A 22419-nucleotide genomic window follows, 5' to 3' on the forward strand; every position below is an offset into this window, starting at 1 on the left:
TCTCCGCGGCGGTAGGCCGGTTCGTCCGCGACGAGCGGCTGCGCCGCATCTTCTCGTTCCAGTCCCTGTACGCGGGGGTACCACCGCACCGCGCCCTCGCCGCTTACGCGGTCATCGCGTACATGGACACCGTCGCCGGCGTCTACTTCCCGCGCGGCGGCATGCGTTCCCTGGGAGAAGCCCTGGCCGCCGCAGCCACCAAAGCCGGGGCGGAACTGCACTACGGAAGGACTGTCACCCGGCTGGAACGGCGCGGCAACCGAGTGCGTGCCGTGGTGCTTGCCGACGGGGAACGGGTGCCCTGCGACGCCGTGGTCGTCACCGTGGACCTGCCCTTGGCCTACCGTCTCCTCGGCCGGACCCCGTGGCGGATCGTCCCCCTCCAGTTCGCTCCCTCCGCGGTCGTCCTCCACGCGGGCACCGACCGCACCTGGCCGGTGCTCGACCACCACACCCTCCTGTTCGGCACGGCGTGGCGGCGTACTTTCACCGAGATCACCCGGTTGGGGAAACCGATGAGCGACCCTTCGCTCCTGGTGACGCAGCCGACCGTGACCGACCGCAGCCTGGCCCCGCCTGGGCGGCACCTGCTCTCCGTGGTCGCGCCCTGCCCGAATCTGCGCACTGGGCGGATCGACTGGGTGTCCTTCGGCCCTCGCTACCGGGAGCAGCTCGGAGCAGTCCTGGAGGACCGCGGCCTCACCGGATTCTCCGAGTCTGTGCGCGTCGAACGGCTCGTCACCCCGCACGACTGGTCGCACATGGGGCACGCGTTCGGCACCCCGTTCGCTACCGCGCACACCCTCTTCCAGACCGGTCCGTTCCGGCCGCGCAACCTCGTGTCGGGGATCGCCAACGCGGTCTTGGCGGGATGCGGGACCACTCCGGGGGTGGGCCTGCCGACGGTCCTCATCTCGGGGAAGCTCGCCGCGGCACGGATCACCGGGTGCACCTCGCCCACGCGGTCCACGATCACCGGTTCGGGGAGACGGCGGTGAAGCGGGAACTGCGGGCCGCGGGCATCACCGACCCCCAGCTGTGCGCGGCCTACCTGCACTGCCGGACGCTGCACGCCCACCACGGGCGCACCTACTATCTGGCCACGCTCACCCTCCCCCCGCAGCGGAGGCCCGCGATCCACGCCCTCTACGGCTTCGCGCGCTGGGTGGACGACGTCATCGACGCGCCACGCACCGCCCTCCCCGTGGAGGCGCGGGCTGCCCTGCTGTCCGAAGTCGGCACCGAGCTGACCGCTGCCCTGGCGGGGGGAGAGGACGTCCACCCGGTGGTGCGCGCTGTGGCGGACACCGCGCGGCGGTACGAGATCGGCGCCGAACTGTTCACGGCGTTCCTGCGGTCCATGCGGATGGACCTGTCCACCACCGACTATGCGAGCTTCGAAGACCTGCGCGGCTACATGTACGGCTCGGCCGCGGTGATCGGGCTCCAAGTGCTGCCGGTGCTCGGCACCGTGGTCCCGCTGCCGCGGGCTGCCCCGCATGCGGCAGCGCTCGGCGAGGCGTTCCAGTTGACCAACTTCCTGCGGGATGTGGCTGAAGACCTGGACCGGGGGCGGGTCTACCTGCCCGCGGACATCCTGGCCCGCTACGGGGTGGACCGGGACCTGCTGTTGTGGTGCCGTGCTCACCGGCGCGGGCATCCGCGGGTGCGGGACGCGCTCGCCCACCTGGTGGCGTTGAACCGGGAGATCTACCGGACGGCTGCCCCGGGCATCGCGATGCTCGACCCGGTGTCGCGTCCCTGCGTCGCTACTGCGTTCACCCTGTACCAGGGGATTCTCGACGTCATCGAAGCATCCGGCTTCGACGTGTGGAGCGGTCGGTGCACCGTGCCGCAGTGGCGGCGCGTGCAGGTAGCGGTTCCCGCCTTCGCCCGGGCCATGCTGCGCCGGGCGGTGTCGGGACGCCGGGCGAACAGTGGGGTGGCGCCGCGGATGAGCGGCGCTCGGAGTTACGGGGGGAATTGACGATGTCTGAATCCATGGGGGTGCGGCGGCTTCCCTTGCGCAGACTGCCGAAGACCCGGTGGGAGCAGCAGGAGCCGTCGTGGCAGGGGGCACGGCCCGCTCTGATTGAAGGGGCGTTGAAGCGGGCGCTTGCCCGGCCTTCGGGGAACTGGTTCGTGCTGGCGGCGAGCACGGAGATCCGTCCGGGGCAGCCGTTCGGGCGGATGGTGGCGGGGGTTGAAGTGGTGGCGTGGCGGAGCCGCGACAACGTGGTGCATGCCGCTCCCGGATCCTGTCCCCACTTGGGAGCGCCGCTGTGCCGTGGGGCGGTCCGCGGGGATCGGCTGGTGTGCCGGTGGCATGGCCTGTCGCTGGGGCCGGAAGGCTTTCCCGGGTGGTCGCCATTCCCTGTCCACGATGACGGGGTGCTGGTGTGGGTGCGGTTGGACGCGGTCGGAGGCGAGGAGCCGCTGGCTGCCCCGATCGTGCCGGAGCGGCCGGAACGGCGCACGTTGGCCGCGGTGGCGAGCATGGCGGGGCGGTGTGAGCCGGAGGATGTGATCGCCAACCGGTTGGATCCGTGGCACGGCTCCTGGTTCCACCCGTACTCGTTTGTGGATCTGCGGGTGGTTGAGGCGCCCGAGGAAGGGGTGGCCGACGCGGACGACCGGTTCGTGGTGGACGTAGCGTTCAAGGTCGCGGGCCGGTGGGGGGTGCCGGTGCGCGCCGAATTCCGTTGCCCGGAGCCGCGCACGATCGTCATGCGCATCCTCGAAGGGGAGGGGGCAGGGAGTGTGGTGGAGACCCACGCCACCCCGCTCGGCGTGGACCGTAACGGGGTGCCGCGCACCGCGGTGATCGAGGCAACGGTGGCTACGTCGCCGCGGCCCGGGTTCGGGGTGGCGCGGCGGATGGCTCCTGTGGTGCGGCCGCTCATGCGGTTTGCGGCGCGCCGTCTGTGGCGGGACGATCTCGCCTACGCTGAACGCCGCTACGCTCTGCGGTCGGCGGGGCGGTGGCCGTCCTGACCCGGTCTGGCCGGCCACGGCTCGCCCTGGCGCACGCCGAGGGGACGGGCCGTGGCCGGCGGTGTCATCCTTCGATCAGGTCCTGTCCCAGGTAGCGGCCTTCCCGGGCGGCGGGGACGGCGAAGAGGGCGCTGCCTTCGTGCCGGATGTAGCGGTTGAGGGCGTCGCCCTGGTCGGCGAGGCTGCGCTGCACCGGGATGAACCCGGTGGCGGGGTCGCCTTGCCAGGCCATGAAGAGCAGTCCGGCGTCGCGGACGCCGTCGTCGCGCCACCCCTGGTCGTAGCTGTAGCCGCGGCGGAACATGCGGGCACCCAGGTTGTTCTCCGGGCTGGCGAGGCGCACGTGTGCGTTCTCGGGGATGAGGGGTTCCCCTTCCTCGTCGCGGGCCGAGAGCACGACGGGGTCGGTCTCGTTGCGGCTGCCGAGGGGTGCTCCCGTGTCGAGGCGGCGGCCGATCACCCGCTCCCGGGCGGCCACGTCCAGTTTCCGCCATTCGGTCAAGAGCATGCGGATCCGTCGCACGACCAGGTAGCTGCCGCCGTCCATCCAGGCGTGCGCGGGGTTGTCGGCCGGCCGTGCGGTGATGGTCCGGTCGAACAGCGGGTGGTCCTGGGCGGGGTTGGCGGTGCCGTCGATCTGCCCCATGAGGTTGCGGGGGGTGGCGTCGGGGTCGCGCGCGGCTGCGGCGGTCCGCCGGAAGCCGCGCAGAGACCAGCGCACCGCGGTCGCATCCGCGGCCGCGGCGACGAGTTCTTCCACGGCCGCGGTGAGCACCATGGGGTCTTCCGCACCGACTTGGAGCATGAAGTCTCCACCGCACCAGCGGGGGTGCAGGTCGTCGGTGGAGAACTCGGGGAGGTCGGCGAGCGCGTCCGGTCGGCGGTCTTCCGCGTCGATCGCGGAGAGCAGGGAGCCTCCGATGCCGACGGTGACCATGAGGGAGGCGGGGAGCAGCCCTGCAGAGGCGGCCCCCTCGGCGATGTCGTGCGGACTCTCCTCGTGCAGGCGGGCCGCTAGTTCGGTCCAGGACCGGAGCGCGGCGGCTGCGCTGTCGCGGGCGGTGTCGGGGTTCTTACGGGCTTCTTCCGCCAGGTCGAGCGCGATGACGTGAACGAACGCGGGTGCTGGGCCGGAGATGCCGGGTTGGGGCGCTGCGGTGGCGTCGGCCCGTTGGGCTGCCATGCGCAGCCGCTGCTCGGCTTCCGGGGAGGCGGCCGGGTCGGAGTCGGGCAGCAGGGGGCGGAGGACTTCTCCTGCCGCCATGCCGATGCCTGCGCCGGTGAGTGCTGCCGCGCCCAGTCCCGCGAGGAATCCTCGGCGGGAGGAGCCTTTCCGCTCCGTGTCTGGTTCGGTCATGGCCTGCTCACCCCTCCGTCAATGGTGGTGGCCGCTGCTTCCGGTGCGTTCCAGCACCGGGGCGTCAACCTGGACGGTTTCTCCGTTGTCGAAGGTCAGGGTGATGGTGGCGGTGTCGCCGACCTGTGGCGGGTCCGCTATGTCCAGCACCATGATGTGGAGTCCGCCGGAGGCGAGTTCGACGGTTTCCCCGGCGGGGATGGGGATGTCGTCGACCGGGACCATCTGCGCGGCGCCGCTTTCCGTGGTCTCCACCGTGTGCAGTTCGGTCCGGTCGGAGAGCGAGGTGGCCGCCTCGGTGAGGGTGATGTCCTCGTCGCCGGTGTTGCTGATGGTGAGGTAGCCGGCGGTCATCGACGGGTTGGCGGGTTCCGCCAGCCAGGCGTCTTCGATAACGAGGTCGCCGGCTTCAGCGCTGCCCTTGGGGGGTGTGCTGGGGTCGGGGGCTGAGGCGGTCGCGTGGTGGTCGCGGCTGTCGGTGTGCTGGTCGGCTGGCGGGCCGCCGCAGCCGGACAGGGTGACGAGGGCGAGGGCTGTGCCGAGCACGAGCAGTGGCGTAGTGGTGGACGTGTTCATGGACGCAGTACTCCGGACGCGTGGCGTGGACGTGGGTTAGAGCTGTGCTGCGATCAGCTCGGGGAGGACGGCGCTCATCTGTTCCCCGGAGGTGCCGGGGTCGAAGAAGCCGATGGCGTCGCCGCCGGGGCGGAGGACCGCGACTCTCTCCCCGTGGGTGACGAGGTAGTTACCGTCAGTCTCTTCGGGGGGTTCCACGGGGATGCCGTAGGCTTTGGCGGCTTGGACCACGTCGTCGATGGGGCCGATGACTCCCTGGAAGTCCGGGTTGAAGCCGGAGAGCCAGGAACGCATCTGTTCGGGGGTGTCGCGCTCCGGGTCGGTGCTGACCATGACCACGTCGACCTGTTCCCCGTCTGCGCCGAGGCGGGTGACCGCGTCGGCGATGTCGGCCATTGTCGTGGGGCACACGTCAGGGCAGCTGGTGTAGCCGAAGTAGAGCAGGGTGAGCCGGTCTGCTGCGACGTCGGTGAAGGCCCACGGGTCGCCGTCGACGGTGCGGAACTCGTGGGGCGGGGCGGACATCGGGGTTTCGGCCAGGTCGAGGTAGTAGTCGAATTCGCTGGTGTTCGGGCTGCCCGTGCTGCCGGTCTGGCCGCATCCGGCGAGGAGGAGGATGCTCGCTGCCGCGCACGCCGCTGCCCCGCGTCCTCTTAAGTTTCGGACGCGCTTATATCCCGGTTTCTGGGAAAGACGGACGTTGTGGGCGATGATGGTCTTGTGAGGTGCATCGACTGTCGAACCGCTCTTTCCGCCGAAATCGACGGGGAGCAGCCGAATCACTCCCCGGAAGAGGTCCGCGCCCATCTTCGCGAGTGCGCGGAGTGTGGTGTGTGGCTTTCTGCCGCGCGTGGGCTGCAGCGGTTGGTCGGCGTGACCACGCTGGCCGGTGGTGTGGACGACGACTAGGTCGGGGAGTCGGCGCTGCAGCGGACTGTTCTCGCGGATCGCCCCGGTGTGTTTGGTCACAGTAGTTCTCCTCGGGTCAGTCTGCGTGGTGCCTTGCGGGGCACGCGGAGGTCAGGCTCGGCGCTGGCGCGTCGGCCTTGCTGGTGGAGCTGACGGCTTCAACTGAGCCGAGGACGGGGTGGTCCGCGTCGGCTGACCGCGTACTGCGGCACCGTGCGGGGAGCGGGGACGGCCCCGTTGTCCCGGTGCTGTCCCGCCCAGGGCGGGCATGGCACGGCCGGTGGTGCGGCCCCGATCTGGAACATGCCCGCGAGCAGGGTGCGCAGTTGGCGGGCAAGCCGGAATGCTGCGGCCTCGCCGCGGCGTAGCCACAGGGCGCAGACCAGTGCTGCGCCGAGGTGGGCTGCCAGCATGCCGAGGGTGGGATCGGATGCGGTCTCTTCCCCCACACGTGCCGCCGCGTGGGTGGCGTGGGCACCGGTCCCGCCCTCGGTCAGCGCGAAGATGAGGTGCAGGGCGAGCTGTCCCCACAGCATCCACCCGAGGATGATGCCGCCGCCGCGTTCCCGCTTGGCGAGGGCCCAACCGATGGCGAGCATCAGCGCGCCGCCGAGCAGGGTTCCGGTGAGCGGGACGTCGTGGCCGGAGTGGACAGCGTGTCCGTTGGCGGACACGCCAACGGAGACCGCGGCGAAGATCCCGGCGCGGACCAGTGTGGTGAGTGACCTTCCGTGCACAGCACTTCTATCGTCGCACCGGTTCTGAGCAGGGCTGTTTCGGGGTGGGGTAAAGGGGCGACTAGCGTTTTCGATACGGGTGGGGGTATGGTGAGTGGCGAAGAGGTGATGACAGTGGAGATGAAACCCGAACTGGTGGGCGATGCCCTGACCAGACTGCGTCGTGCGCATGGGCAGCTCGGCGGAGTCATCGCGATGATCGAGTCGGGCGAGGACTGCGTTGCCGTGCTGACCCAACTCGCCGCGGTCTCGCGCGCGCTCGACCGGGCCGGGTTCAAGCTCGTTGCCAGTGGTCTGCGGCACTGTCAGACCATGCGGGAGCGCGGGGAAGAGCCGCCGATGAGCGAAGAGGAGTGGGAGAAGCTGTTTCTCTCACTGGCCTGAGCCCCGAGCGTCCCTTGGCACGCGCGATGCTCCGCCTGTCACCCTTATTTGTGCCTGTCGTATACCCCCGGGGGTGTTGAGGATTGTGCGGAAAAGCCGAGGTGGGGATGGGCTTACCGGCCCGGCCGCACCACCGGAGCGGGCACAGCCGTTTCCGGACCGGCGGGCCACCCGCGCCCCTGGCACAGCAGCCGCCGCGGGACCCGGCCGACTGGCTTAGCGCGGGTGTGCGCCGCGGCTTCCCGCTGATTCGCCACCCCTTTTTGCCCTCCACATACCCCCGCCCGTATCTGAGGAAGAGAAGAGGCTGCAATGGACACCTCGCTTCCTGTCTCGTTGACCCCAGAAGAGGTCCGGGAACTCCAGGAGCGCAACCCTCGAGTGCGGATCATCGACGTCCGCACCCCCGGCGAATTCGCCGGAATGCACATCCCCGGCTCCTACAACGTGCCGCTCGACCTGCTCCGCGAGCACCAGCGCGAACTCACCGCCAACCACGACGACCCGGTCGTGCTCGTATGCCGGTCCGGAATGCGCGCCGACCAGGCCAGCAAACTCATGGCGGAAAGCGGCCTGCGGCAAGTCAGCGTCCTCCAAGGCGGCATCAGCGAATGGGAACGCACCGGCGCGCCCCTGAAGCGGGGCTCGGGGGGACGCTGGGCGATGGAACGCCAAGTGCGGCTCGTCGCCGGACTGATCGTCCTTGTCTTCGTCACCGCCAGCGCCGTGTTTGACCCCCTCAAATGGGTCGCCGCAGCCATCGGCGCGGGCCTGACCTTCGCAGCGATCACCGACACCTGCCTGATGGCGCGACTGCTGGCACTGCTGCCCTACAACCGCACCGACCGGTGCGACGCCCCGACCATGCTGGCCGCGCTCACCGGCACCACTCCCGCGCAACGAGGCTGACCGTGGTTGTTGCGGCAGGACTGTTCGGCGCCCTCATCGGGCTGCTTCTCGGACTCCTCGGCGGAGGCGGGTCCATTCTGGCGGTGCCTGCCCTGGTCTACGGGGTGGGCCTCCCGCTGACCGCCGCGATCCCAGCCTCCCTGGTCGTGGTCGGCGCCTCGTCGGCCACCGGCCTGCTCACCCGGATCCGCGCCGGGCTCGTCCGCTGGCGGGTCGCCCTGGTCTTCGGACTGGCAGGACTGCCCGCCGCCTTCGGAGGCAGCGCGGTAGGCAGGCTCCTGCCCAACCACTGGCTGATGCTCGCGTTCGCGGCGCTCATGGTTGTGGTGGCCGTGCGCATGCTGCGGCAGTCCACCCCTGCGGTGGGGGCCTGCCGGGGCGCGTCCGGAACCGTGGACTGGCGCGCCTGCCTGCCCTGGGCGACGCTGGCGGGCGCTCTCGTCGGATTCCTCACCGGCCTCTTCGGGGTCGGCGGTGGATTCGTCATCGTCCCGGCACTCAGCCTCGGCCTCGGCCTCGCCGAATCCGAGGCGGTGGCCACCTCGCTGGCCGTCATCGTCCTCAACTCGGTGTCCGGACTCGCCGCCCACAGTCTCACGCCCACCGGCCTCGACGTCGCCACTGTCGGAGTCTTCGCAGCAAGCGCCATGGCGACCTCGCTCGCTGCTGGAACCCTGGCCCCGCGCCTGCCCGCAGCTGCGCTGCGGCGCGGATTCGCCGCCCTCGTCCTCGCCGTCGCCGCAGGAGTCGCCGCAACATCCCTGACCGCTCCCGAACTGCTCTGGTAACCGCAGCTCTCTCGCTCTCCCGCGACAACTGGAAAGGAATCGCCCATGCTGTTCACGCAGTACTACCTGGACTGCCTCTCCCACGCGTCCTACATGGTCGCTGACGAAACCACGGGGAAGGCCATCGTGGTCGACCCGCGGCGCGACGTCACCGAATACCTGGCGGACGCCGAAGAGAAAGGGCTGACCATCGAAGGGGTCATCAACACCCACTTCCACGCCGACTTCATCGCCGGCCACCTGGAACTGGCGGAACGCACCGGGGCATGGATCGGCTACGGCAGCCGCGCCGAAGCTGAATACCCCATCCGGAAACTGGCTGACGGGGAGCGGATCGTCCTCGGCGACGTCGTCCTGGAGATCATGGAGACCCCGGGGCACACCCCTGAATCCATCAGCATCCTCGTCTACGAGCACGCCGACGACCCGGTCCCCTACGGGGTCCTCACCGGGGATGCGCTCTTCATCGGCGACGTGGGCCGCCCCGACCTGCTCGCCTCGCTCGGCTACACCGCAGAAGAACTCGGCCGGATGCTGTACGACTCGGTGCAGCACAAGCTCATGGGGCTCCACGACGACGTGCGGGTCTTCCCCGCGCACGGCGCGGGTTCGGCCTGCGGCAAGAACCTGTCCACCGAGCGCTGGTCCACGATCGGTGAGCAGCGGCGCACCAACTACGCGTGCCGTCCCATGGACGAGGAGACCTTCGTCTCCCTGGTCACCGCGGGCCAGCCGTCCGCTCCCTCCTACTTCGCCTACGACGCGGTCCTCAACCGCAAGCAGCGCGAAGTGCTGGACATCGACACACTCGTCGTCGCCCTCTCCGCTGACGACTTCCTGGCGCAGCGGGCTGCCGGGGCAGTGGTCGTGGACTCCCGGGACCCGCAGGAGTACGCGACCGGCCATCTGCGCGGCGCGCTCAACATCCCCGTGAACGGCCGGTTCGCGGAGACCGCGGGAAGCGTGCTGAAGCCGGGCACCCCGCTGCTGGTCGTCGCTCCCGAAGGCCAGGAAGAGGAGACCCTGGTCCGGCTGGCCCGGGTCGGTTTCGACACGGCCCGCGGCTACCTGCCGGAACCGGAGAACGTCTTCGTCACCATCCCCGACGAGATGCAGAGCTCATCGCGCCTGACCGCGGTGGCGCTCACCGAGCGGCTGCGGGACGCGGAGCCGCCCGTGGTGCTGGACGTGCGCAACCAGGGCGAACGTGACCAGGGCGCGATCCCCGACTCTCTGCACATCCCGCTTGCGGAGCTGCCCAAACGGCTCGACGAGGTGCCGAAGGACCGCCCAGTCGTGGTGTACTGCGCCAGCGGCTACCGCTCCAGTGTCGCGGCCAGCCTGCTCCGCGCCGAAGGGCTGACGGACGTCTCCGACCTGCTCGGCGGCTACACGGCGTTCGAAGCACTGCAGCAGACGGTCTAGTCCGGCGGCCGCTCAGCGGTGCCGCGCCCGGCTTCCGGCGGTCCGCCGCCGACGAGCCCCACGCTGCACCGCGCTGTCCGGGCACGGCTGCTTCACCGGTCTGCCTGCCGTGCCCGGGCGGCCTCCCCGGAGACGGCGTCCCACCGCTGTCTCCGGGGTTTGCTGCTTTTTTGCCGCAGCCGGTCTTTACCGGGTTCGAAGCGGGGAAGCAGGACAAGTCCGCGATGGAGGACTTCCCATGGAGAAAACCGTGTGGACCGTTGCTGCGGGAGGCGGCGCTGTCCTCGTCCTCGGGGCGCTCCTCGTCGTTGGCGTTCACGTTCTTCCTGAGCAGGCCCCGGCTCCCCTCCGGTCGGTGTCCGGAGCCCCGCGCACCCCGTTCCTTCCCCGCTTCGAGAAGACCCCTGAGCCGGATGACTTCCGCGGGGTGACCGCCACTGCGGGGGACTGGCGGTTGCAGGTCACCGGCGTGCACGTGGACGGGGACGGCATCCTCACCAGCGGCGCGGGGGAGCAGGTGCGTGCGCCCGCAGGGATGACCTACCACGTGTTCACCCTCCGCGTCGTCAACCGCGGCACCGAGCCTTCGAGTTTTGCCCCTTCTGCGGCGACCGCGGCCAGTGTGGCGGGGGAAACCTTCCCCAACGACCCGGAAGCCGAGCAGGTGGTCGCCGCTGCCACGGAGCCGCTGCTGCTGGGCCCGGGGGACGCCGCCGACACCGCGGTCGTGTTCGCTGCGCCGCCGGACACGCGGCTCTACGAGATCGTGCTCACGCTCGACTACGGGGCGGTGTTCGCCAACCTGGAAGCCCGTCCGTGACGGGGTGTGGACTGCGGAACGGCACGGCCGCAGGGCGACCGTGCCGCGCACACGAGTTCTAGATCCGGTGTGGGGGCCAGAGCCACTCCGGACCGCCGTCGTCCTCTTCTTCTTCGTCGTCTGGGCTGGTCATGACGGTGTCCGCGAACGGGACTGACGTAGCCAGCCCTTCGCTGCCGAGGGTCGGCTCGCCCGCCGCCTCCGCCCACGGTTCGTCCACGGTGTGCACAGTGCTGGGGGTCGTATCCTCCTGCGGAGGAAGGATCATCGCCACCATGGAACCACCTTAATACCGGAAGGTAGGTTTCTGTTTGGCCGATAGAGGCCACTATGAGACACCAGACTGCGACACAGAGTCGCCACAGCACGGCATCCCGGTCCGGGAAGACACGTCACCTGGGAAGACTGCTCGCGACCCGGCGGCCAGCGCGCACCTGCCGCCACAAGGCCGTGGACATGTCCGCGACCGGGGTGCCCAAACCGATCGCCAACTCCTCCCACGGGCGGCTCGACCCGTCAAGGAACCGCAGCAGGCGCGGCAGCGGATTGCTCCGGAACAGGGTGGCGAAGAACTCCGCGCCGTCGACCACCCCCTCGTCGAGGCCGCGGAGCAGCACCGCGTCGAAAAACCGGTGGCGAGCCGGGTACGCCGAATAGCCGACCGGAAACCGACCCGCCACAAGCGCCGCCGCAATCCGCCGCGTCTGCCGCTGCACCCCGGCAAAGGTGTAGCCCGTGGCAGGACGGGTGGCCCCTCCCGCAGTCCCGATCCGGAACACGCGGTGCCCCACCCGCTCGGGCAGGTGGGCGCTCGTCATCGGGATCACCCCCTGCTCCACACCGGTGACCGTGAACACCCCCAAATGGAGAAGGTTCTCGGTGTAGTCGCGCAGCGCTGCGTCATACGCCGCGTCCGAGCACACCTCCCGCGTGAACTCGGTGTACTCCACGAGCGCGGTACGCGCATCAAACGGCAGAAGGTAGCCGAAAGCGACCCCCCGCTCCGGTTGCGGCACCCGCAAGTCCATCAGCACCGCCGCGGAAGAATCGAAACGGGGCCGGTCAGTGCGGACGAACCAGCCCCGGAAATGCTGCAGCAGCGTCACCCCTTCCGCCGGTAAGCCCACCAACGGCCGGGAATCGAACACCAGGCCCGCGGCAAGCTCCCGCTGCGCGCCGTCAGCGCCGCGCAGCCGCAGCACAGCCTCCCCGGGGCCGTCGACAATGTCCGTGACCGTCCAGTGGAGGGTACGGACCCGCTGCAGACTGCCCCGCACCAGGGCTTCGAAGTCCCGGGAGCGGATCATCTTGTACACCAGCGGGTGGATGCGGGACCGCCACGTGGTCCCGTCCGGCCCCTGCACGGCCAACGCGTGCCACCTATGGCAGACAGCCGCATCCCACTCCCCGGTCTCCTCCTCCCAGAAACACCAGGTGCGTTCGGGAGACCGGAGCGCCGCCTCCGGGGTCTCCACCAGGACCACGGACCGGTGCGGCAGCACCCGGTCCAACCGGTGGGCGAGCGAAAGCCCGGCCGCACCCGCCCCCACGATCGCCACGTCCACTCGTTCCACGACACCCCTCCCGACAGCACCACACCATGGAATAACGCAGGGTAGTTTTTCCATTACTTAAAGCGCTATTCCGGGGAGAGGGACTGCCGTTGTCCGTCGAGGCCAAGAAACAGCACTGGGTCACCGCAGAATTCGACCGCTCCGCTGCCGTCTACGACCGCCTCGTCGCCGCCAACCCCGGCTACCACGCCCACCTGCGCCGCTCTGCCGCCCGGCTGCGGCTTCCCCGCAAGGGGGCCGGACTGCGGATCCTCGACCTCGGCTGCGGGACCGGCGCGTCCACCGCCGCGCTCCTCCACGTCGCCCCGCACGCCGACATCCTCGCCGTTGACGCCTCTGTCGGCATGCTCGCCGTAGCCCGCCGCAAAACCTGGCCCGACAACGTGCAGTTCCACCACGCCCGAGCCGAAACCCTCGCCGGCATCGGACCGTTCGACGCGGTCTTCGCCGCCTACCTGCTGCGCAACTGCCCCGACCCCGACCGGACGCTCGCCGTCATCCACGACCTGCTCCGCCCCGGCGGGCGCCTCGCCCTCCACGAGTACTCCGTCGCCGACTCGCCCCTCGCCACCGCCGTGTGGACCGCGGTCTGCTGGTCCGTGATCATCCCGCTGGGCTGGGCCCTGTCCGGCCGCGCCGACCTGTACCGCTACCTGTGGCGCGGCGTCGTGGAATTCGACGGCGTACGCCAACTCACCGCACGCATGCGCACCGCAGGCCTGCGCGACATCCGCGTCCTCCCGCTGCCCGGCTGGCAGACCGGGATCACCCACACCTTCCTCGCCCGCCGCGCCTACGAAGAGGAGACCGCATGATCCCGCAGCCTCCCGGCCGCGACCCGCGCATCCAACGCCACCTCCCGCCGCGCCCCGTCGGATCCCCACCAGCACAACCCGCCCGCGTCGCCGTCATCGGCGGCGGCATCGCCGGCCTGGCCGCAGCCACAGCGCTCGCGGAACGCGGTATAGCCGTCACCGTGCTGGAACGCGACCCGCAGCTAGGCGGCCGCCTCTCCGGGTGGGACACGGTGCTCACCGACGGCTCCACCGTCACCATGAGCCGCGGCTTCCACGCGTTCTTCCGCCAGTACTACAACCTGCGCGCCCTGCTGCGCCGCGCCGACCCCGGACTCTCCGGGTTCGTCCCCCTGCCCGACTATCCGCTCGTCCACGCCAACGGAGCCCTCGACGGGTTCGCGGGCCTGCCCACCACGCCGCCATGGAACGCGTTCACCTTCGTCGCCCGCAGCCCCAGCTTCCACTGGCGCGACCTCGCCCGCGTCAACCTGGTCGCGGCCCTCGCCCTCCTCGACGTCCGCGTCCCCGACGTCTACCAGCAATTCGACCACGTCGACGCGCTGGACTTCCTCGACCGGCTGCGGTTCCCCGACACCGCCCGCCACCTGGCGCTCGAAGTGTTCTCCCGCAGCTTCTTCGCCGACCCGCGCGCCCTGTCCGCGGCCGAACTGCTCACCATGTTCCACATCTACTTCCTCGGCTCCGGCGAAGGACTGCTCTTCGACGTGCCGCGGGCCCCCTTCCCCCGCGCCCTGTGGCAGCCGCTCGCCGACTACCTGCGCTCCCACGGCGCCGCCATCCTCACCAGCACCCCGGTCACCCGGATCGAACCGGGGCACACCCGCCGCTACTCTGTGGCCACGCTGACCGGGACCGCTGAATACGACGCCGTGGTACTCGCCACCGACCTGCCCGGACTGCGCGCCCTCGTCGCCGCATCCCCCCGGCTCGGCAGCCCTGCCTGGCGCTCCCAAGTCGCCGAACGGCCCAGTGCCCCGCCCTTCCTCGTGTGCCGACTCTGGCTCGACCAGCCCGTCCGCGCCGACCGGCCCGCGTTCCTCGGCACCAGCGGCTACCCCACGCTCGACAACATCAGCGTGCTGGAACGCTACGAAGACCAAGCGGCCGCGTGGGCGGCCCGCACCGGCGGCTCCGTCGTCGAACTCCACGCCTACGCGCTCCCCGACGATGCTGTGCTCTCCGTGGAGCGCGACCGGCTCGTCGCCCAACTCCACCAGGTCTACCCGGAGACCGCGACGGCGCGCATCGTCGACGAACGCTCCGAACTCCGCGCCGACTGCCCGCTCTTTCCCCCCGGCGACTTCACCCGACGGCTCACCGTCACCACCCCCGATCCGTTCCTCGTCGTCGCCGGAGACCACGTCCGCGTCGACCTTCCCGTCGCGCTCATGGAACGCGCCGCAACCAGCGGCCTGCTCGCCGCCAACACCCTGCTGAGCCTGTGGGGCTTGCCCGGCCATGTGGTGTGGAGCGTCCCCAACCAGGGGCGGATCCCCCTCGCCCGGCACCTGCTGCCCCCGCTACCGCGGACACAGCCCTTGTCGGCCCTCGGGTGAACCGCTACCTCCACCCCACTGGTCACCCCGCATGCGGCAACAAGGTAACGTGGCCACGCAATGGCACGTCTGAGCACTACGGCGCCGTTCCGGCATCCTCGGGACACCGAAATCTTCCGGCTCGCCATTCCCACGTTCTTCGCGCTCGTCTCCGAGCCGCTGTTCCTCCTCACCGACTCCGCGGTGGTCGGCAGTCTCGGCACCGCGGCACTCGGCGGCCTGGGCGTGGCCAGCCAAATCCTGTTGACCTTCGCCAACCTGTGCATCTTCCTCGCCTACGGCACCACGGCTGCGGTCTCCCGCCGGTTCGGCGCCGGGCAGATCGCCCTCGGACTACGCCACGGCATCGACGGAGTATGGCTGGCCGTCCTCATCGCCGCCACCGCCATCACCCTGGGCTGGCCGCTGTCCCCCCTCCTCATCGACGCTTTGGGCGCCTCCCCGACCGTCGCCCCGTATGCACTCACCTACCTGCGGATCAGCCTGCTCAGCCTGCCCGGCCTGCTGATCATCATGGCGGGCACCGGGGTGCTGCGCGGCCTGCAGAACGCCCGCATCCCCCTGTTCGTGACGGTCAGCGCAAACCTCGCCAACATCGTGCTGAGCATGCTGTTCGTGTGGGGCCTGGGCTGGGGGATCGCCGGATCCGCGTGGGCCACGGTCGTCGCGCAGAGCGGCGGTGCAGCCATCTACCTGGTGGTGCTGGTCCGCGCCGCGCAACGCCACGGTGTCTCGTTCGCGCCCACCCGGTCCGGGCTGCGTGACGCGGCAGCCTCCGGGTTCGCGCTGTTCATCCGCACCGTGTCGCTTCGCGCAGTCCTTGTCGTCACCACCGCGATCGCGGCCCGTCTCGGCGACCCGGAGATCGCCGCCCACCAAGTGGTGTTCCAACTCTGGTCGCTGCTGGTTTTCGCGCTGGACGCGATCGCCATCGCAGGCCAGTCGATTGTCGGCCGCTACCTGGGGGCCTCGGACGTGCCCGGCGCCCGCGAAGTCACCCGCCGAATGGTGGAGTGGGGGATCATGATCGGCGCCGTCTTCACCGTGCTCGTCCTCGCGGTACGCCCCTGGGCGTGGATCCCGTTCACCGACGACCCGCACGTGCGCGACCTCATCCTCGCCGCGCTGATCGTCGTCGCGCTGCTGCAGCCGCTGAGCGGGGTCGTGATGGTCCTCGACGGGATCCTGATGGGCGCTGGAGACCAGCGCTACCTGGCCTGGGCGAGCCTGTGGACCATGCTGATCTTCCTGCCCTGCGCTGCCCTGGTCCCCCTCTTCGCCGTCCCCGGATCCGTCACCGGCCTTGTCCTGCTGTGGTCGGCCTTCGGAGTGTGGATCGCGGCACGCGGAGTGTTCCTGGGCGTCCGGGCTTCCGGGACCGCGTGGCTCGTCACCGGGGCCGGATCCCCGCGGTAACCGGCGATCAGGCACCGGCCCGGCGTGCGCCGTACCCCGGCCGCACAGCCTGCGCTGGATCTACTGCCGGGCGCGGCCCTGCCCGGGGCGGGTCCGCACAGCAGAAGGCCCCGATGCACCAGCACCGGGGCCTGGCAACGACTCGGATCGCGGAACTCAGACGCCGACAACCTCGATCGGCAGGGAGACGTTCACCTCGGGGTGGAGCCGGATCTCCACCGTGTAGTCGCCCACCGACTTGATCGGGTTGCGGATCTGGATCCGACGCTTGTCGACCTCGGGGCCGCCCGCCGCCTTGACCGCCTCGGCCACGTCCGTGCTGGTCACCGAACCGAACAGGCGGCCGTTGTCGCCGGCGCGCTGGTTCAGGCGCACCTTGAGCGAACCGAGCTGCTCAGCAATCTGCTTGGCCTCGTCCAGGCTGCGGATCTCCCGAGCGGCGCGGGCGCGGCGGATCGAGTCGATCTGCTTCTGCGCGCCCCGCGTCCACTTGATGGCGAACCCGCGCGGCAGCAGGTAGTTGCGGCCGTAGCCGTCCTTCACCTCGACAACGTCACCCGGAGAACCGAGACCGTCGACTTCGTGAGTCAGGATGAGCTTCACGTTCGTACCTCCTCGTCCGGTCTCGGTCAGCGGGCGCTGCTCGTGTAGGGCAGCAGCGCCATTTCGCGGGCGTTCTTCACGGCCTTGGCGACGTCGCGCTGGTGCTGCGTGCAGTTGCCGGTGACGCGGCGGGCGCGGATCTTACCGCGGTCGGAAATGAACTTGCGCAGGAGAGTCGTGTCCTTGTAGTCGACGTAGGTCATCTTCTCCTGGCAGAACACGCAAACCTTCTTCTTGGGTTTGCGGACTGGTGGCTTCGCCATCGTGGTGCTCCTTGATCAAGAGCCCCGCTGGTGCGGGGATGGTCGCTGGGACAGGAATGTTTTAGAACGGCGGTTCGTCGGAGTAGCCTCCACCGCCACCGAACCCTCCGCCGCCGGTGGCCCACGGGTCGTCCACTGGAGGACCGGACGGGGCACCCTGGTTGCCGCCGTAACCGCCCCCCTGGCCGCCGTAGCCGCCGCCCGACGGGGGTCCGCCGTAGCCGCCGCCGTAACCTCCGCCTTGACGCTGTGTCTTCGTCACCTTGGCGGTGGCGTGCCGCAGTGCGGGACCCACTTCTTCAACCTCGACCTCGAAGACGGTACGCCGCTCGCCTTCTTTGGTCTCGTACGAACGCTGCTTGAGCCGTCCCTGCACGATGACACGCATACCGCGCTGGAGGCTTTCGGCCACGTTCTCCGCGTACTGCCGCCAGACTGAGCAGTTGAGGAAGAGGGACTCGCCATCTCGCCACTCTCCCGTCTGGCGGTCAAAGACGCGCGGTGTGGAGGCTACGCGGAAGTTCGCGACCGCGGCCCCGCTCGGGGTGAAGCGCAACTCAGGGTCATCGACCAGGTTGCCGACGATCGTGATCTGGGTTTCGCCTGCCATTGCTGGGCTCCGGATTCCTAGACGGGAGAGTTTGTGCGGCCGACGAGACTCAGTGAATCTCGGGGCGCAGAACCTTGGTACGCAGCACAGCCTCGGTCAGGTTGAGCTGGCGGTCGAGCTCGTGGACCGTGCTGGGCTTCGCGGTGAGGTCGATGACGGCGTAAATGCCCTCGGAGTTCTTGCCGATGTCGTAGGCGAGCCGACGCTTACCCCACACGTCGACCTTCTCCACGGAGCCGCCCTCGTTGCGCACGACCGAAAGGAACTGCTCCAGTGACGGGGCCACCGTGCGCTCGTCAAGGGTCGGGTCCAGAATGATCATCACTTCGTAACGACGCATAGGCGTACGTACCTCTCCTTTGGACTGTTGCGGCCATGGTCTTTCCATGGCAGGAGGGCAAGAGCCTGCGCGCGAACCGTGCTCGCGAGGGCTCCCCTAGCCGAACAGAGTTCAAGGCTATCAGTTGTCAAGGACAGCGGACCGGCTCGTCACAGAATCCACAACGACGAGTACACCCACGGCAAGCAGGGAAAGCATCCGGCCGAACACGGCTACCGCGTAGGTCTCGAACTCGATCCCCACCCCCATCATCGGGTTCTGGTGGGCCCACAGGTAGTGCCAGACCCCCACGATGTAGCCGACCTCGGCGAGCTGCCAGAGCACGAACAGCACCACCGCGAACGGCTGCAGACCGCGGCGGCGGGGCCAGGCGAGCACAGCCAACGGCAGCAGCCACAGCACGAACTGCGGCGACCACACCTTGTTGGTCAGCAGGAAAGCCGCCACCACCAGGAAGATCAACTGTTCTACCGGGGGACGGCGCGGCGCGAACCAGGTGAGCGCGGCAATCCCCACGCAGCAGACCAGCAGTGCCGTGGTGCCCACCAGATTGACCATCTCCCGGTCACCGGAAGGGAAGAGCTCCAGCATGCCGAGCACGTAGTAGACCGACCCCCAGTCGGCCCCCCGCTCTTGGCTGAACGTGAAAAAAGTGCTCCACCCTTCAGGACTGGCCAGGTAGACGGGCAGGTTGACCGCCGCCCACGCCAGCAGCGCGCCCCCCAGCGGGACGGCGAACCGGGCAACCGCCTCCCGGCCTGCCCGCTCCCGAACCAGGTCGCGAACCATCAGCACGAAGAGCGGGCCGAAGAACAAGAACGGGTAGAACTTCGCGGCCACGGCGAGACCGATTAGCGCCCCGGCCGCCCACAGCCGGTCCTTCGCATAGCAGACGAGTCCGCCGGCGGCGAGCGCCACAGCGAGCAGGTCCCAGTTGATCGCGAAAGTCAGCACCGCGGCCGGGACCAGGGCGACGAACGCTCCAGCGCGCAGCGCAGCCCGCGAGTGGAAGACGCGCCGGGTCGCCGTAACCCCGCCGCGCCCCACCAGCCATCCGACACAGACCACCGTGGCCACCAGGCACACGCCCATCACGAGGGCGGTGGCGTCGAAGTAGCCGTATCCGCGGGTCAAAGAGTCGGGCAGCCAGGACACGGCCCGGGACAGCACGTACATCAGGCCGCCGGTGAGCACCGGGTACTCCACCGGGATGTCCAGGTAGGGGATGGCCCCGGTGTCGAGCTCGTCCCGGTAGTAGAGCGGGAAGACGTCGGTGTAGCACAGCGCCGGGTACTGGGTGCCGTCCAGCCACGCCCCACCGAACCGGCAGCGGGCCTTGCCGAGGTAGCCGAGCAGCGCCCCGCCGACCCCGAGAACGACAAGCCAGACCCAGTCGGCGGGACGGGGCGCGGACACGGCAGGGGCGCCGACAGTCCCGCTGTCGGCGCCCTGCAGTCCAGTCTCCTCAGACCGGTGCGGTGACGAGGTCACTCCCGGCCCCGGTAAGCGATCTGGTTACTGTTCCACCCCGGACCGCCGATACCGCCGGGGCCAGGCCCGGTGCCCGGCTGGCCCGGCTCGTCAGGCGGAGAAGTCGGCTCCCCGTCGCCGGGCGGCTCGTCATCCTGGCGGCACTCCGGCAGCCACCACTGGATGTCGCAGTTCGGCTCGTCGCCCCGACCCGGCGGAGTGAACGAGGGAAGCGGCATGCTCGGCTCGGTGGTCGGCTCCTCGGTCTCCTCCGGCTCCTGCGAAGGCGAAGGATCCGGGCTCGGAGTCGGTGCGTGGTTGCGCACCTCGCCGCCGAACACCGGCTGGGGGAACTCTTCGGGAGGCACGTCCTCCAGCACCTTGGTCATGAACGCCTTCCACAACCGGGCTGGCATTTGACCACCGTAGATGCTGGCCTCACCAGGCAGCACGAGCGGTTCGCCGTCGGTGCGATGCAGTCCCACCGCAGTGGAGTACTGCGGCACAAAGCCCACAAACCACGCGGACACGGCGTTGTTGGAGGTACCGGTCTTGCCGGCCATGGGACGGCCGTCGTCCAGCTTGGCGTTGTGGTTGTCGGTGATGACCTGTTGCATCGCGTAAGTAGCGTCGGCCGCCGTCTCTGCGCTGAACGCCCGGGTGCCACCGGACTCCAGAATGTCGGCGTCCTTCGGCTGCAGCTCCTCGCCGGTCTCGGTGTCCACCACCTTAGCGATCAAGTGCTGCGGCATGTGGTAACCGCCGTTGGCGAAAGTCGCGAACCCGGCCGCCTGGTCGACCGCGGCGACCGACATGGTGCCCAGCGCGATGTTGGGACCGATCTCGGCCGTTTCCAACTGCTTCTCCGGGATTCCCGCGGCCAGCGCGGTCTCGATCACCGCCTGCGGGCCGACCTCGATCGCCAACTGCACGTAGCTGGTGTTGATCGAGTCCCGGGTGGACTGGATCAAGTCGACCGGACCGTAGCTGCGGTTGCCGTCGTTCCTGACCGGCTGGGCCAGGCCCGGGAACTCCTTCGGGCTGTCGCCGTCGTAGATGCTCCGCAGGCTGATGCCCTGCTCCAACGCAGTGGCCAGCACGTACGGCTTGAACGCGGAGCCGGCTTGCTGCCGCTGCACCAGAGACTGGTTGGCGTACTGGGTGGGGTCCGGACCGCCGTAGAACGCCTTGATCTCACCGGTGGAGGTATCGACCATGGCGATACCGAACTGGGTCTCCTCCGGGATCTCCTGGCCGGTGTTGTTCAGCGTCCGTTCTTTCTGCTCCTCGACGACTTCCTCGGCGTACTGCATCCACTTCTCGTTGAGCGAAGTGGTCACCTGGTAGCCGCCGCGCGCAATCTGCTCCGGGGTCAGCCCGTAGCGGGACTCCAGCTCGCTGCGGACCGCCTCCTGGATGTAGCCGCGGTAGCCCGCGTACGAGTCGTCGGCTTCGAGCGGCAGCGGGTCGGGGAACTCCAGTTTGTCGGCCTCTTCGCGGCTAAGACCGCGCTCGGGGTTCTCCTCGTGCATCTCGACGAGGCCGTTCACCGTGTACTGCCACCGCTCCTTGAGGATCTCGTACATCTCGGAGTCGGGGACCGCAGTGCCGAAGTTGCCCGGCTGCTGGATCACCGTGCCGATGAACGCACCCTCAGCGGCGTCGAGTTCACTGACGTCCTTGCCGAAGTACCCCTGGGCGGCTGCCTGCACCCCGATGCCGCGCCCGAAGTAAATGGTGTTGAGGTACTGCTCGAGGATCTCGTCCTTCGTCAGGCTCTGCTCGACCTTGAACGCGATGAGGATCTCGTTGAACTTACGGACGTACCGGTCGATCGTGGACGACTCGTTGGTGGTCAGCGAGTCGTAGTAGTTCCGGGCCATCTGCTGGGTGATGGTCGAACCACCACCTTGCGTACCGCCGAAGACGAGACCGCGGAGCAGACCCATCAGGTTGATCGCGTTGTCCTCGTAGAAGGTGCGGTGCTCGGCCGCGAGGACACCGTCGATCACGGTCTGCGGCACCTGCTCGATACCGACCGGCACCCGGTCGACTTCCCCGAACCTGGTGGCCTCGGTCTTGCCGTCCTCGAAGTAGACGACGTTCGCTGCGAGCTTGACGTCGGCTTTGGCCTCAAGGTCTTCATGGGAGGGGGCCATGGCGTAGGCGATGCCGATCCCCGCGACCCCGAGGACGAACAGCACCGCCATGGTGATGAGCGTGGGCTTCCACGCTTTGGCGAAGAAGCGCCGGACGGGCCCTCTCTCGTCGTACTCGTCCTCGTCCTCCCAGGACCGGCGGCGCCGTCCGCCGCCACTCCCCGAGTGGGCCGCGCTTGCCCGACGACGTCCGCTGTATCCTTCATCCTCGGCACGTCGGCGACGCGCTGGACGCCCGTCCTCGGGATGGCCGGAATCTCGGCTCCTCCGGCGACCCGGTGCCCCGCCACTGCCGAGCACGGCCGTCTCATCAGCGGCCCGCCGCCGCGGACGGTACTCGTCCTCGCCTCGCGGCGCCCGAGTGCGGCGCGGGGACTCGTCGAAGTAGTCGTCCCGTGGGTCACGGGAACGACGTGGACGATCACCGAAGTCCTCTCTGCTCCGAGAGCGGCGCGGCCGATCTTCATAGTCGCCCAGCGACCCGCGGGCACGGCGCCCGGGCTCGTCAGCCCAGAAACCGTCGTCCTCCCGCGGCCTACGGCGACCCGCCGCGGCGCGCTCGTCCGCGGCGTAGCCGTCGCGGCTACGCCTACCGCCGTCGCCGCGCGGTTCACCCATCGGGCCATCGGCCCGGCGGCGACCGCCAGCACTCCGTCGTCTTTCGGTACTCACGCGTCCTCGTTCGTCTATTGAAGGCCGACCGGCCTGTCG

25 protein-coding genes (1 of these 25 cut by a window edge) are annotated in these 22419 nt (G+C 69.5%); 13 read left to right on the forward strand and 12 right to left on the reverse strand.

Going from position 1 to position 22419, the window contains the following annotated elements; all coding sequences use genetic code 11:
• The 3 genes in view from crtI to TFU_RS15335 are tightly spaced (at most 2 nt apart) and all read left to right on the forward strand, a layout consistent with a single transcriptional unit that may run on beyond the window.
• Positions 1-998 carry the 3' portion of a phytoene desaturase family protein gene (crtI, locus tag TFU_RS15325; protein ID WP_011293492.1) on the forward strand. 523 nt of this gene lie to the left of the window's left edge, so 998 of the gene's 1521 nt are visible here — the last part of the coding sequence; its start codon lies beyond the left edge, outside the window; the stop codon is at positions 996-998.
• Positions 947-1987, forward strand: coding sequence for a phytoene/squalene synthase family protein (locus TFU_RS15330; RefSeq protein ID WP_016187944.1), 1041 nt, complete (start codon positions 947-949; stop codon positions 1985-1987). The genes crtI and TFU_RS15330 overlap by 52 nt, the downstream gene beginning before the upstream one ends.
• 2 nt (positions 1988-1989) lie before the next feature.
• Entirely contained in the window at positions 1990-2994 is a 1005-nt protein-coding gene (locus TFU_RS15335) for a DUF5914 domain-containing protein (protein WP_011293494.1), read from the forward strand.
• Between the two features lie 64 nt (positions 2995-3058).
• Here the strand turns inward: TFU_RS15335 and TFU_RS15340 are convergent, their stop codons facing one another.
• Genes TFU_RS15340 through TFU_RS15350 form a run of 3 tightly spaced genes read right to left on the reverse strand, consistent with a single transcriptional unit; the run spans position 3059 to position 5734 of the window.
• Positions 3059-4351: a Dyp-type peroxidase gene (locus TFU_RS15340; protein WP_011293495.1), complete on the reverse strand. Its 1293-nt coding sequence runs from the start codon at positions 4349-4351 to the stop codon at positions 3059-3061.
• 18 nt (positions 4352-4369) lie between these two features.
• On the reverse strand, positions 4370-4927 hold the full coding sequence (locus tag TFU_RS15345) for a copper chaperone PCu(A)C (RefSeq protein ID WP_011293496.1): 558 nt from the start codon (positions 4925-4927) through the stop codon (positions 4370-4372).
• A 36-nt stretch (positions 4928-4963) separates the two neighbouring features.
• Complete coding sequence (locus TFU_RS15350) at positions 4964-5734, reverse strand: SCO family protein (protein ID WP_370492244.1); 771 nt, start codon at positions 5732-5734, stop codon at positions 4964-4966.
• Between TFU_RS15350 and TFU_RS16395 the strand changes: the two genes are divergently transcribed.
• The gene (locus TFU_RS16395; RefSeq protein ID WP_227481019.1) at positions 5648-5836 is read left to right on the forward strand and encodes a zf-HC2 domain-containing protein; all 189 of its coding nucleotides are present in this window, start codon (positions 5648-5650) and stop codon (positions 5834-5836) included. The genes TFU_RS15350 and TFU_RS16395 overlap by 87 nt on opposite strands.
• Positions 5837-5994: 158 nt before the next feature.
• Here TFU_RS16395 and TFU_RS15355 read toward each other — a convergent pair whose 3' ends face one another.
• Entirely contained in the window at positions 5995-6573 is a 579-nt protein-coding gene (locus TFU_RS15355; RefSeq protein ID WP_011293498.1) for a hypothetical protein, read from the reverse strand.
• Between the two features lie 108 nt (positions 6574-6681).
• Between TFU_RS15355 and TFU_RS15360 the strand changes: the two genes are divergently transcribed.
• The 5 genes from TFU_RS15360 (at position 6682) to TFU_RS15380 (ending at position 10899) form a co-directional block, all read left to right on the forward strand.
• Entirely contained in the window at positions 6682-6957 is a 276-nt protein-coding gene (locus TFU_RS15360; RefSeq protein ID WP_011293499.1) for a metal-sensitive transcriptional regulator, read from the forward strand.
• Between the two features lie 312 nt (positions 6958-7269).
• Complete coding sequence (locus TFU_RS15365; RefSeq protein WP_011293500.1) at positions 7270-7866, forward strand: rhodanese-like domain-containing protein; 597 nt, start codon at positions 7270-7272, stop codon at positions 7864-7866.
• A 2-nt stretch (positions 7867-7868) separates the two neighbouring features.
• Positions 7869-8654 carry a sulfite exporter TauE/SafE family protein gene (locus TFU_RS15370; protein WP_011293501.1) on the forward strand — a complete coding sequence of 262 codons (786 nt, stop codon included), beginning with the start codon at positions 7869-7871 and terminating at the stop codon, positions 8652-8654.
• Positions 8655-8699: 45 nt separating this feature from the next.
• A complete protein-coding gene (locus tag TFU_RS15375; protein WP_011293502.1) occupies positions 8700-10079 on the forward strand; it encodes an MBL fold metallo-hydrolase in 1380 nt (459 codons plus the stop codon).
• Between the two features lie 238 nt (positions 10080-10317).
• Positions 10318-10899 carry a DUF4352 domain-containing protein gene (locus tag TFU_RS15380; protein WP_011293503.1) on the forward strand — a complete coding sequence of 194 codons (582 nt, stop codon included), beginning with the start codon at positions 10318-10320 and terminating at the stop codon, positions 10897-10899.
• Positions 10900-10957: 58 nt separating this feature from the next.
• Here TFU_RS15380 and TFU_RS15385 read toward each other — a convergent pair whose 3' ends face one another.
• Both TFU_RS15385 and TFU_RS15390 read right to left on the reverse strand, forming a co-directional pair.
• Positions 10958-11176 (reverse strand): hypothetical protein, encoded by a 219-nt coding sequence (locus tag TFU_RS15385; RefSeq protein ID WP_011293504.1) that lies wholly within the window; start codon positions 11174-11176, stop codon positions 10958-10960.
• A gap of 115 nt (positions 11177-11291) precedes the next feature.
• On the reverse strand, positions 11292-12473 hold the full coding sequence (locus tag TFU_RS15390) for a lycopene cyclase family protein (RefSeq protein ID WP_011293505.1): 1182 nt from the start codon (positions 12471-12473) through the stop codon (positions 11292-11294).
• An 89-nt stretch (positions 12474-12562) separates the two neighbouring features.
• Between TFU_RS15390 and TFU_RS15395 the strand changes: the two genes are divergently transcribed.
• The 3 genes from TFU_RS15395 to TFU_RS15405 are packed head-to-tail and all read left to right on the forward strand — an operon-like array spanning position 12563 to position 16263.
• Positions 12563-13288, forward strand: coding sequence for a class I SAM-dependent methyltransferase (locus TFU_RS15395; protein WP_011293506.1), 726 nt, complete (start codon positions 12563-12565; stop codon positions 13286-13288).
• Complete coding sequence (locus TFU_RS15400; RefSeq protein ID WP_011293507.1) at positions 13285-14847, forward strand: FAD-dependent oxidoreductase; 1563 nt, start codon at positions 13285-13287, stop codon at positions 14845-14847. The genes TFU_RS15395 and TFU_RS15400 overlap by 4 nt, the downstream gene beginning before the upstream one ends.
• 60 nt (positions 14848-14907) lie before the next feature.
• A complete protein-coding gene (locus TFU_RS15405) occupies positions 14908-16263 on the forward strand; it encodes an MATE family efflux transporter (RefSeq protein ID WP_011293508.1) in 1356 nt (451 codons plus the stop codon).
• Positions 16264-16419: 156 nt separating this feature from the next.
• Here TFU_RS15405 and rplI read toward each other — a convergent pair whose 3' ends face one another.
• The 6 genes from rplI to TFU_RS15435 form a co-directional block, all read right to left on the reverse strand.
• Complete coding sequence (gene rplI / locus TFU_RS15410; RefSeq protein ID WP_011293509.1) at positions 16420-16866, reverse strand: 50S ribosomal protein L9; 447 nt, start codon at positions 16864-16866, stop codon at positions 16420-16422.
• A gap of 26 nt (positions 16867-16892) precedes the next feature.
• The gene (gene rpsR / locus TFU_RS15415) at positions 16893-17129 is read right to left on the reverse strand and encodes a 30S ribosomal protein S18 (protein WP_011293510.1); all 237 of its coding nucleotides are present in this window, start codon (positions 17127-17129) and stop codon (positions 16893-16895) included.
• A 61-nt stretch (positions 17130-17190) separates the two neighbouring features.
• On the reverse strand, positions 17191-17739 hold the full coding sequence (locus tag TFU_RS15420) for a single-stranded DNA-binding protein (protein ID WP_011293511.1): 549 nt from the start codon (positions 17737-17739) through the stop codon (positions 17191-17193).
• Positions 17740-17788: 49 nt separating this feature from the next.
• Positions 17789-18079 (reverse strand): 30S ribosomal protein S6, encoded by a 291-nt coding sequence (rpsF, locus tag TFU_RS15425; protein ID WP_011293512.1) that lies wholly within the window; start codon positions 18077-18079, stop codon positions 17789-17791.
• Positions 18080-18199: 120 nt separating this feature from the next.
• On the reverse strand, positions 18200-19570 hold the full coding sequence (locus tag TFU_RS15430; RefSeq protein WP_011293513.1) for a glycosyltransferase family 87 protein: 1371 nt from the start codon (positions 19568-19570) through the stop codon (positions 18200-18202).
• Positions 19567-21759 carry a transglycosylase domain-containing protein gene (locus TFU_RS15435; RefSeq protein WP_016187948.1) on the reverse strand — a complete coding sequence of 731 codons (2193 nt, stop codon included), beginning with the start codon at positions 21757-21759 and terminating at the stop codon, positions 19567-19569. Before TFU_RS15435 ends, TFU_RS15430 begins: the two co-directional genes overlap by 4 nt.
• Positions 21760-21954: 195 nt before the next feature.
• Between TFU_RS15435 and TFU_RS16245 the strand changes: the two genes are divergently transcribed.
• Positions 21955-22401 (forward strand): hypothetical protein, encoded by a 447-nt coding sequence (locus TFU_RS16245; protein ID WP_159055917.1) that lies wholly within the window; start codon positions 21955-21957, stop codon positions 22399-22401.
• Positions 22402-22419 lie beyond the last annotated feature (18 nt).

The sequence above is a fragment of the Thermobifida fusca YX genome (genome assembly GCF_000012405.1).
GTDB lineage: Bacteria > Actinomycetota > Actinomycetes > Streptosporangiales > Streptosporangiaceae > Thermobifida > Thermobifida fusca.

What these genes read in the sequence shown, in the direction of transcription:
- TFU_RS15340 (WP_011293495.1), bottom strand. Translation starts at nt 4,351, where the DNA reads ATGACCGAACCAGACACGGAGCGGAAAGGCTCCTCCCGCCGAGGATTC.
- TFU_RS15405 (WP_011293508.1), top strand. Translation starts at nt 14,908, where the DNA reads ATGGCACGTCTGAGCACTACGGCGCCGTTCCGGCATCCTCGGGACACC.
- rpsF (WP_011293512.1), bottom strand. Translation starts at nt 18,079, where the DNA reads ATGCGTCGTTACGAAGTGATGATCATTCTGGACCCGACCCTTGACGAG.
- TFU_RS15420 (WP_011293511.1), bottom strand. Translation starts at nt 17,739, where the DNA reads ATGGCAGGCGAAACCCAGATCACGATCGTCGGCAACCTGGTCGATGAC.
- TFU_RS15350 (WP_370492244.1), bottom strand. Translation starts at nt 5,734, where the DNA reads ATGGGCGCGGACCTCTTCCGGGGAGTGATTCGGCTGCTCCCCGTCGAT.
- TFU_RS16245 (WP_159055917.1), top strand. Translation starts at nt 21,955, where the DNA reads ATGGCCGGAATCTCGGCTCCTCCGGCGACCCGGTGCCCCGCCACTGCC.
- rpsR (WP_011293510.1), bottom strand. Translation starts at nt 17,129, where the DNA reads ATGGCGAAGCCACCAGTCCGCAAACCCAAGAAGAAGGTTTGCGTGTTC.
- TFU_RS15385 (WP_011293504.1), bottom strand. Translation starts at nt 11,176, where the DNA reads ATGGTGGCGATGATCCTTCCTCCGCAGGAGGATACGACCCCCAGCACT.
- TFU_RS15365 (WP_011293500.1), top strand. Translation starts at nt 7,270, where the DNA reads ATGGACACCTCGCTTCCTGTCTCGTTGACCCCAGAAGAGGTCCGGGAA.
- TFU_RS15375 (WP_011293502.1), top strand. Translation starts at nt 8,700, where the DNA reads ATGCTGTTCACGCAGTACTACCTGGACTGCCTCTCCCACGCGTCCTAC.
- TFU_RS15345 (WP_011293496.1), bottom strand. Translation starts at nt 4,927, where the DNA reads ATGAACACGTCCACCACTACGCCACTGCTCGTGCTCGGCACAGCCCTC.
- TFU_RS15360 (WP_011293499.1), top strand. Translation starts at nt 6,682, where the DNA reads ATGACAGTGGAGATGAAACCCGAACTGGTGGGCGATGCCCTGACCAGA.
- TFU_RS15380 (WP_011293503.1), top strand. Translation starts at nt 10,318, where the DNA reads ATGGAGAAAACCGTGTGGACCGTTGCTGCGGGAGGCGGCGCTGTCCTC.
- TFU_RS15335 (WP_011293494.1), top strand. Translation starts at nt 1,990, where the DNA reads ATGTCTGAATCCATGGGGGTGCGGCGGCTTCCCTTGCGCAGACTGCCG.
- TFU_RS15435 (WP_016187948.1), bottom strand. Translation starts at nt 21,759, where the DNA reads ATGGCGGTGCTGTTCGTCCTCGGGGTCGCGGGGATCGGCATCGCCTAC.
- TFU_RS15400 (WP_011293507.1), top strand. Translation starts at nt 13,285, where the DNA reads ATGATCCCGCAGCCTCCCGGCCGCGACCCGCGCATCCAACGCCACCTC.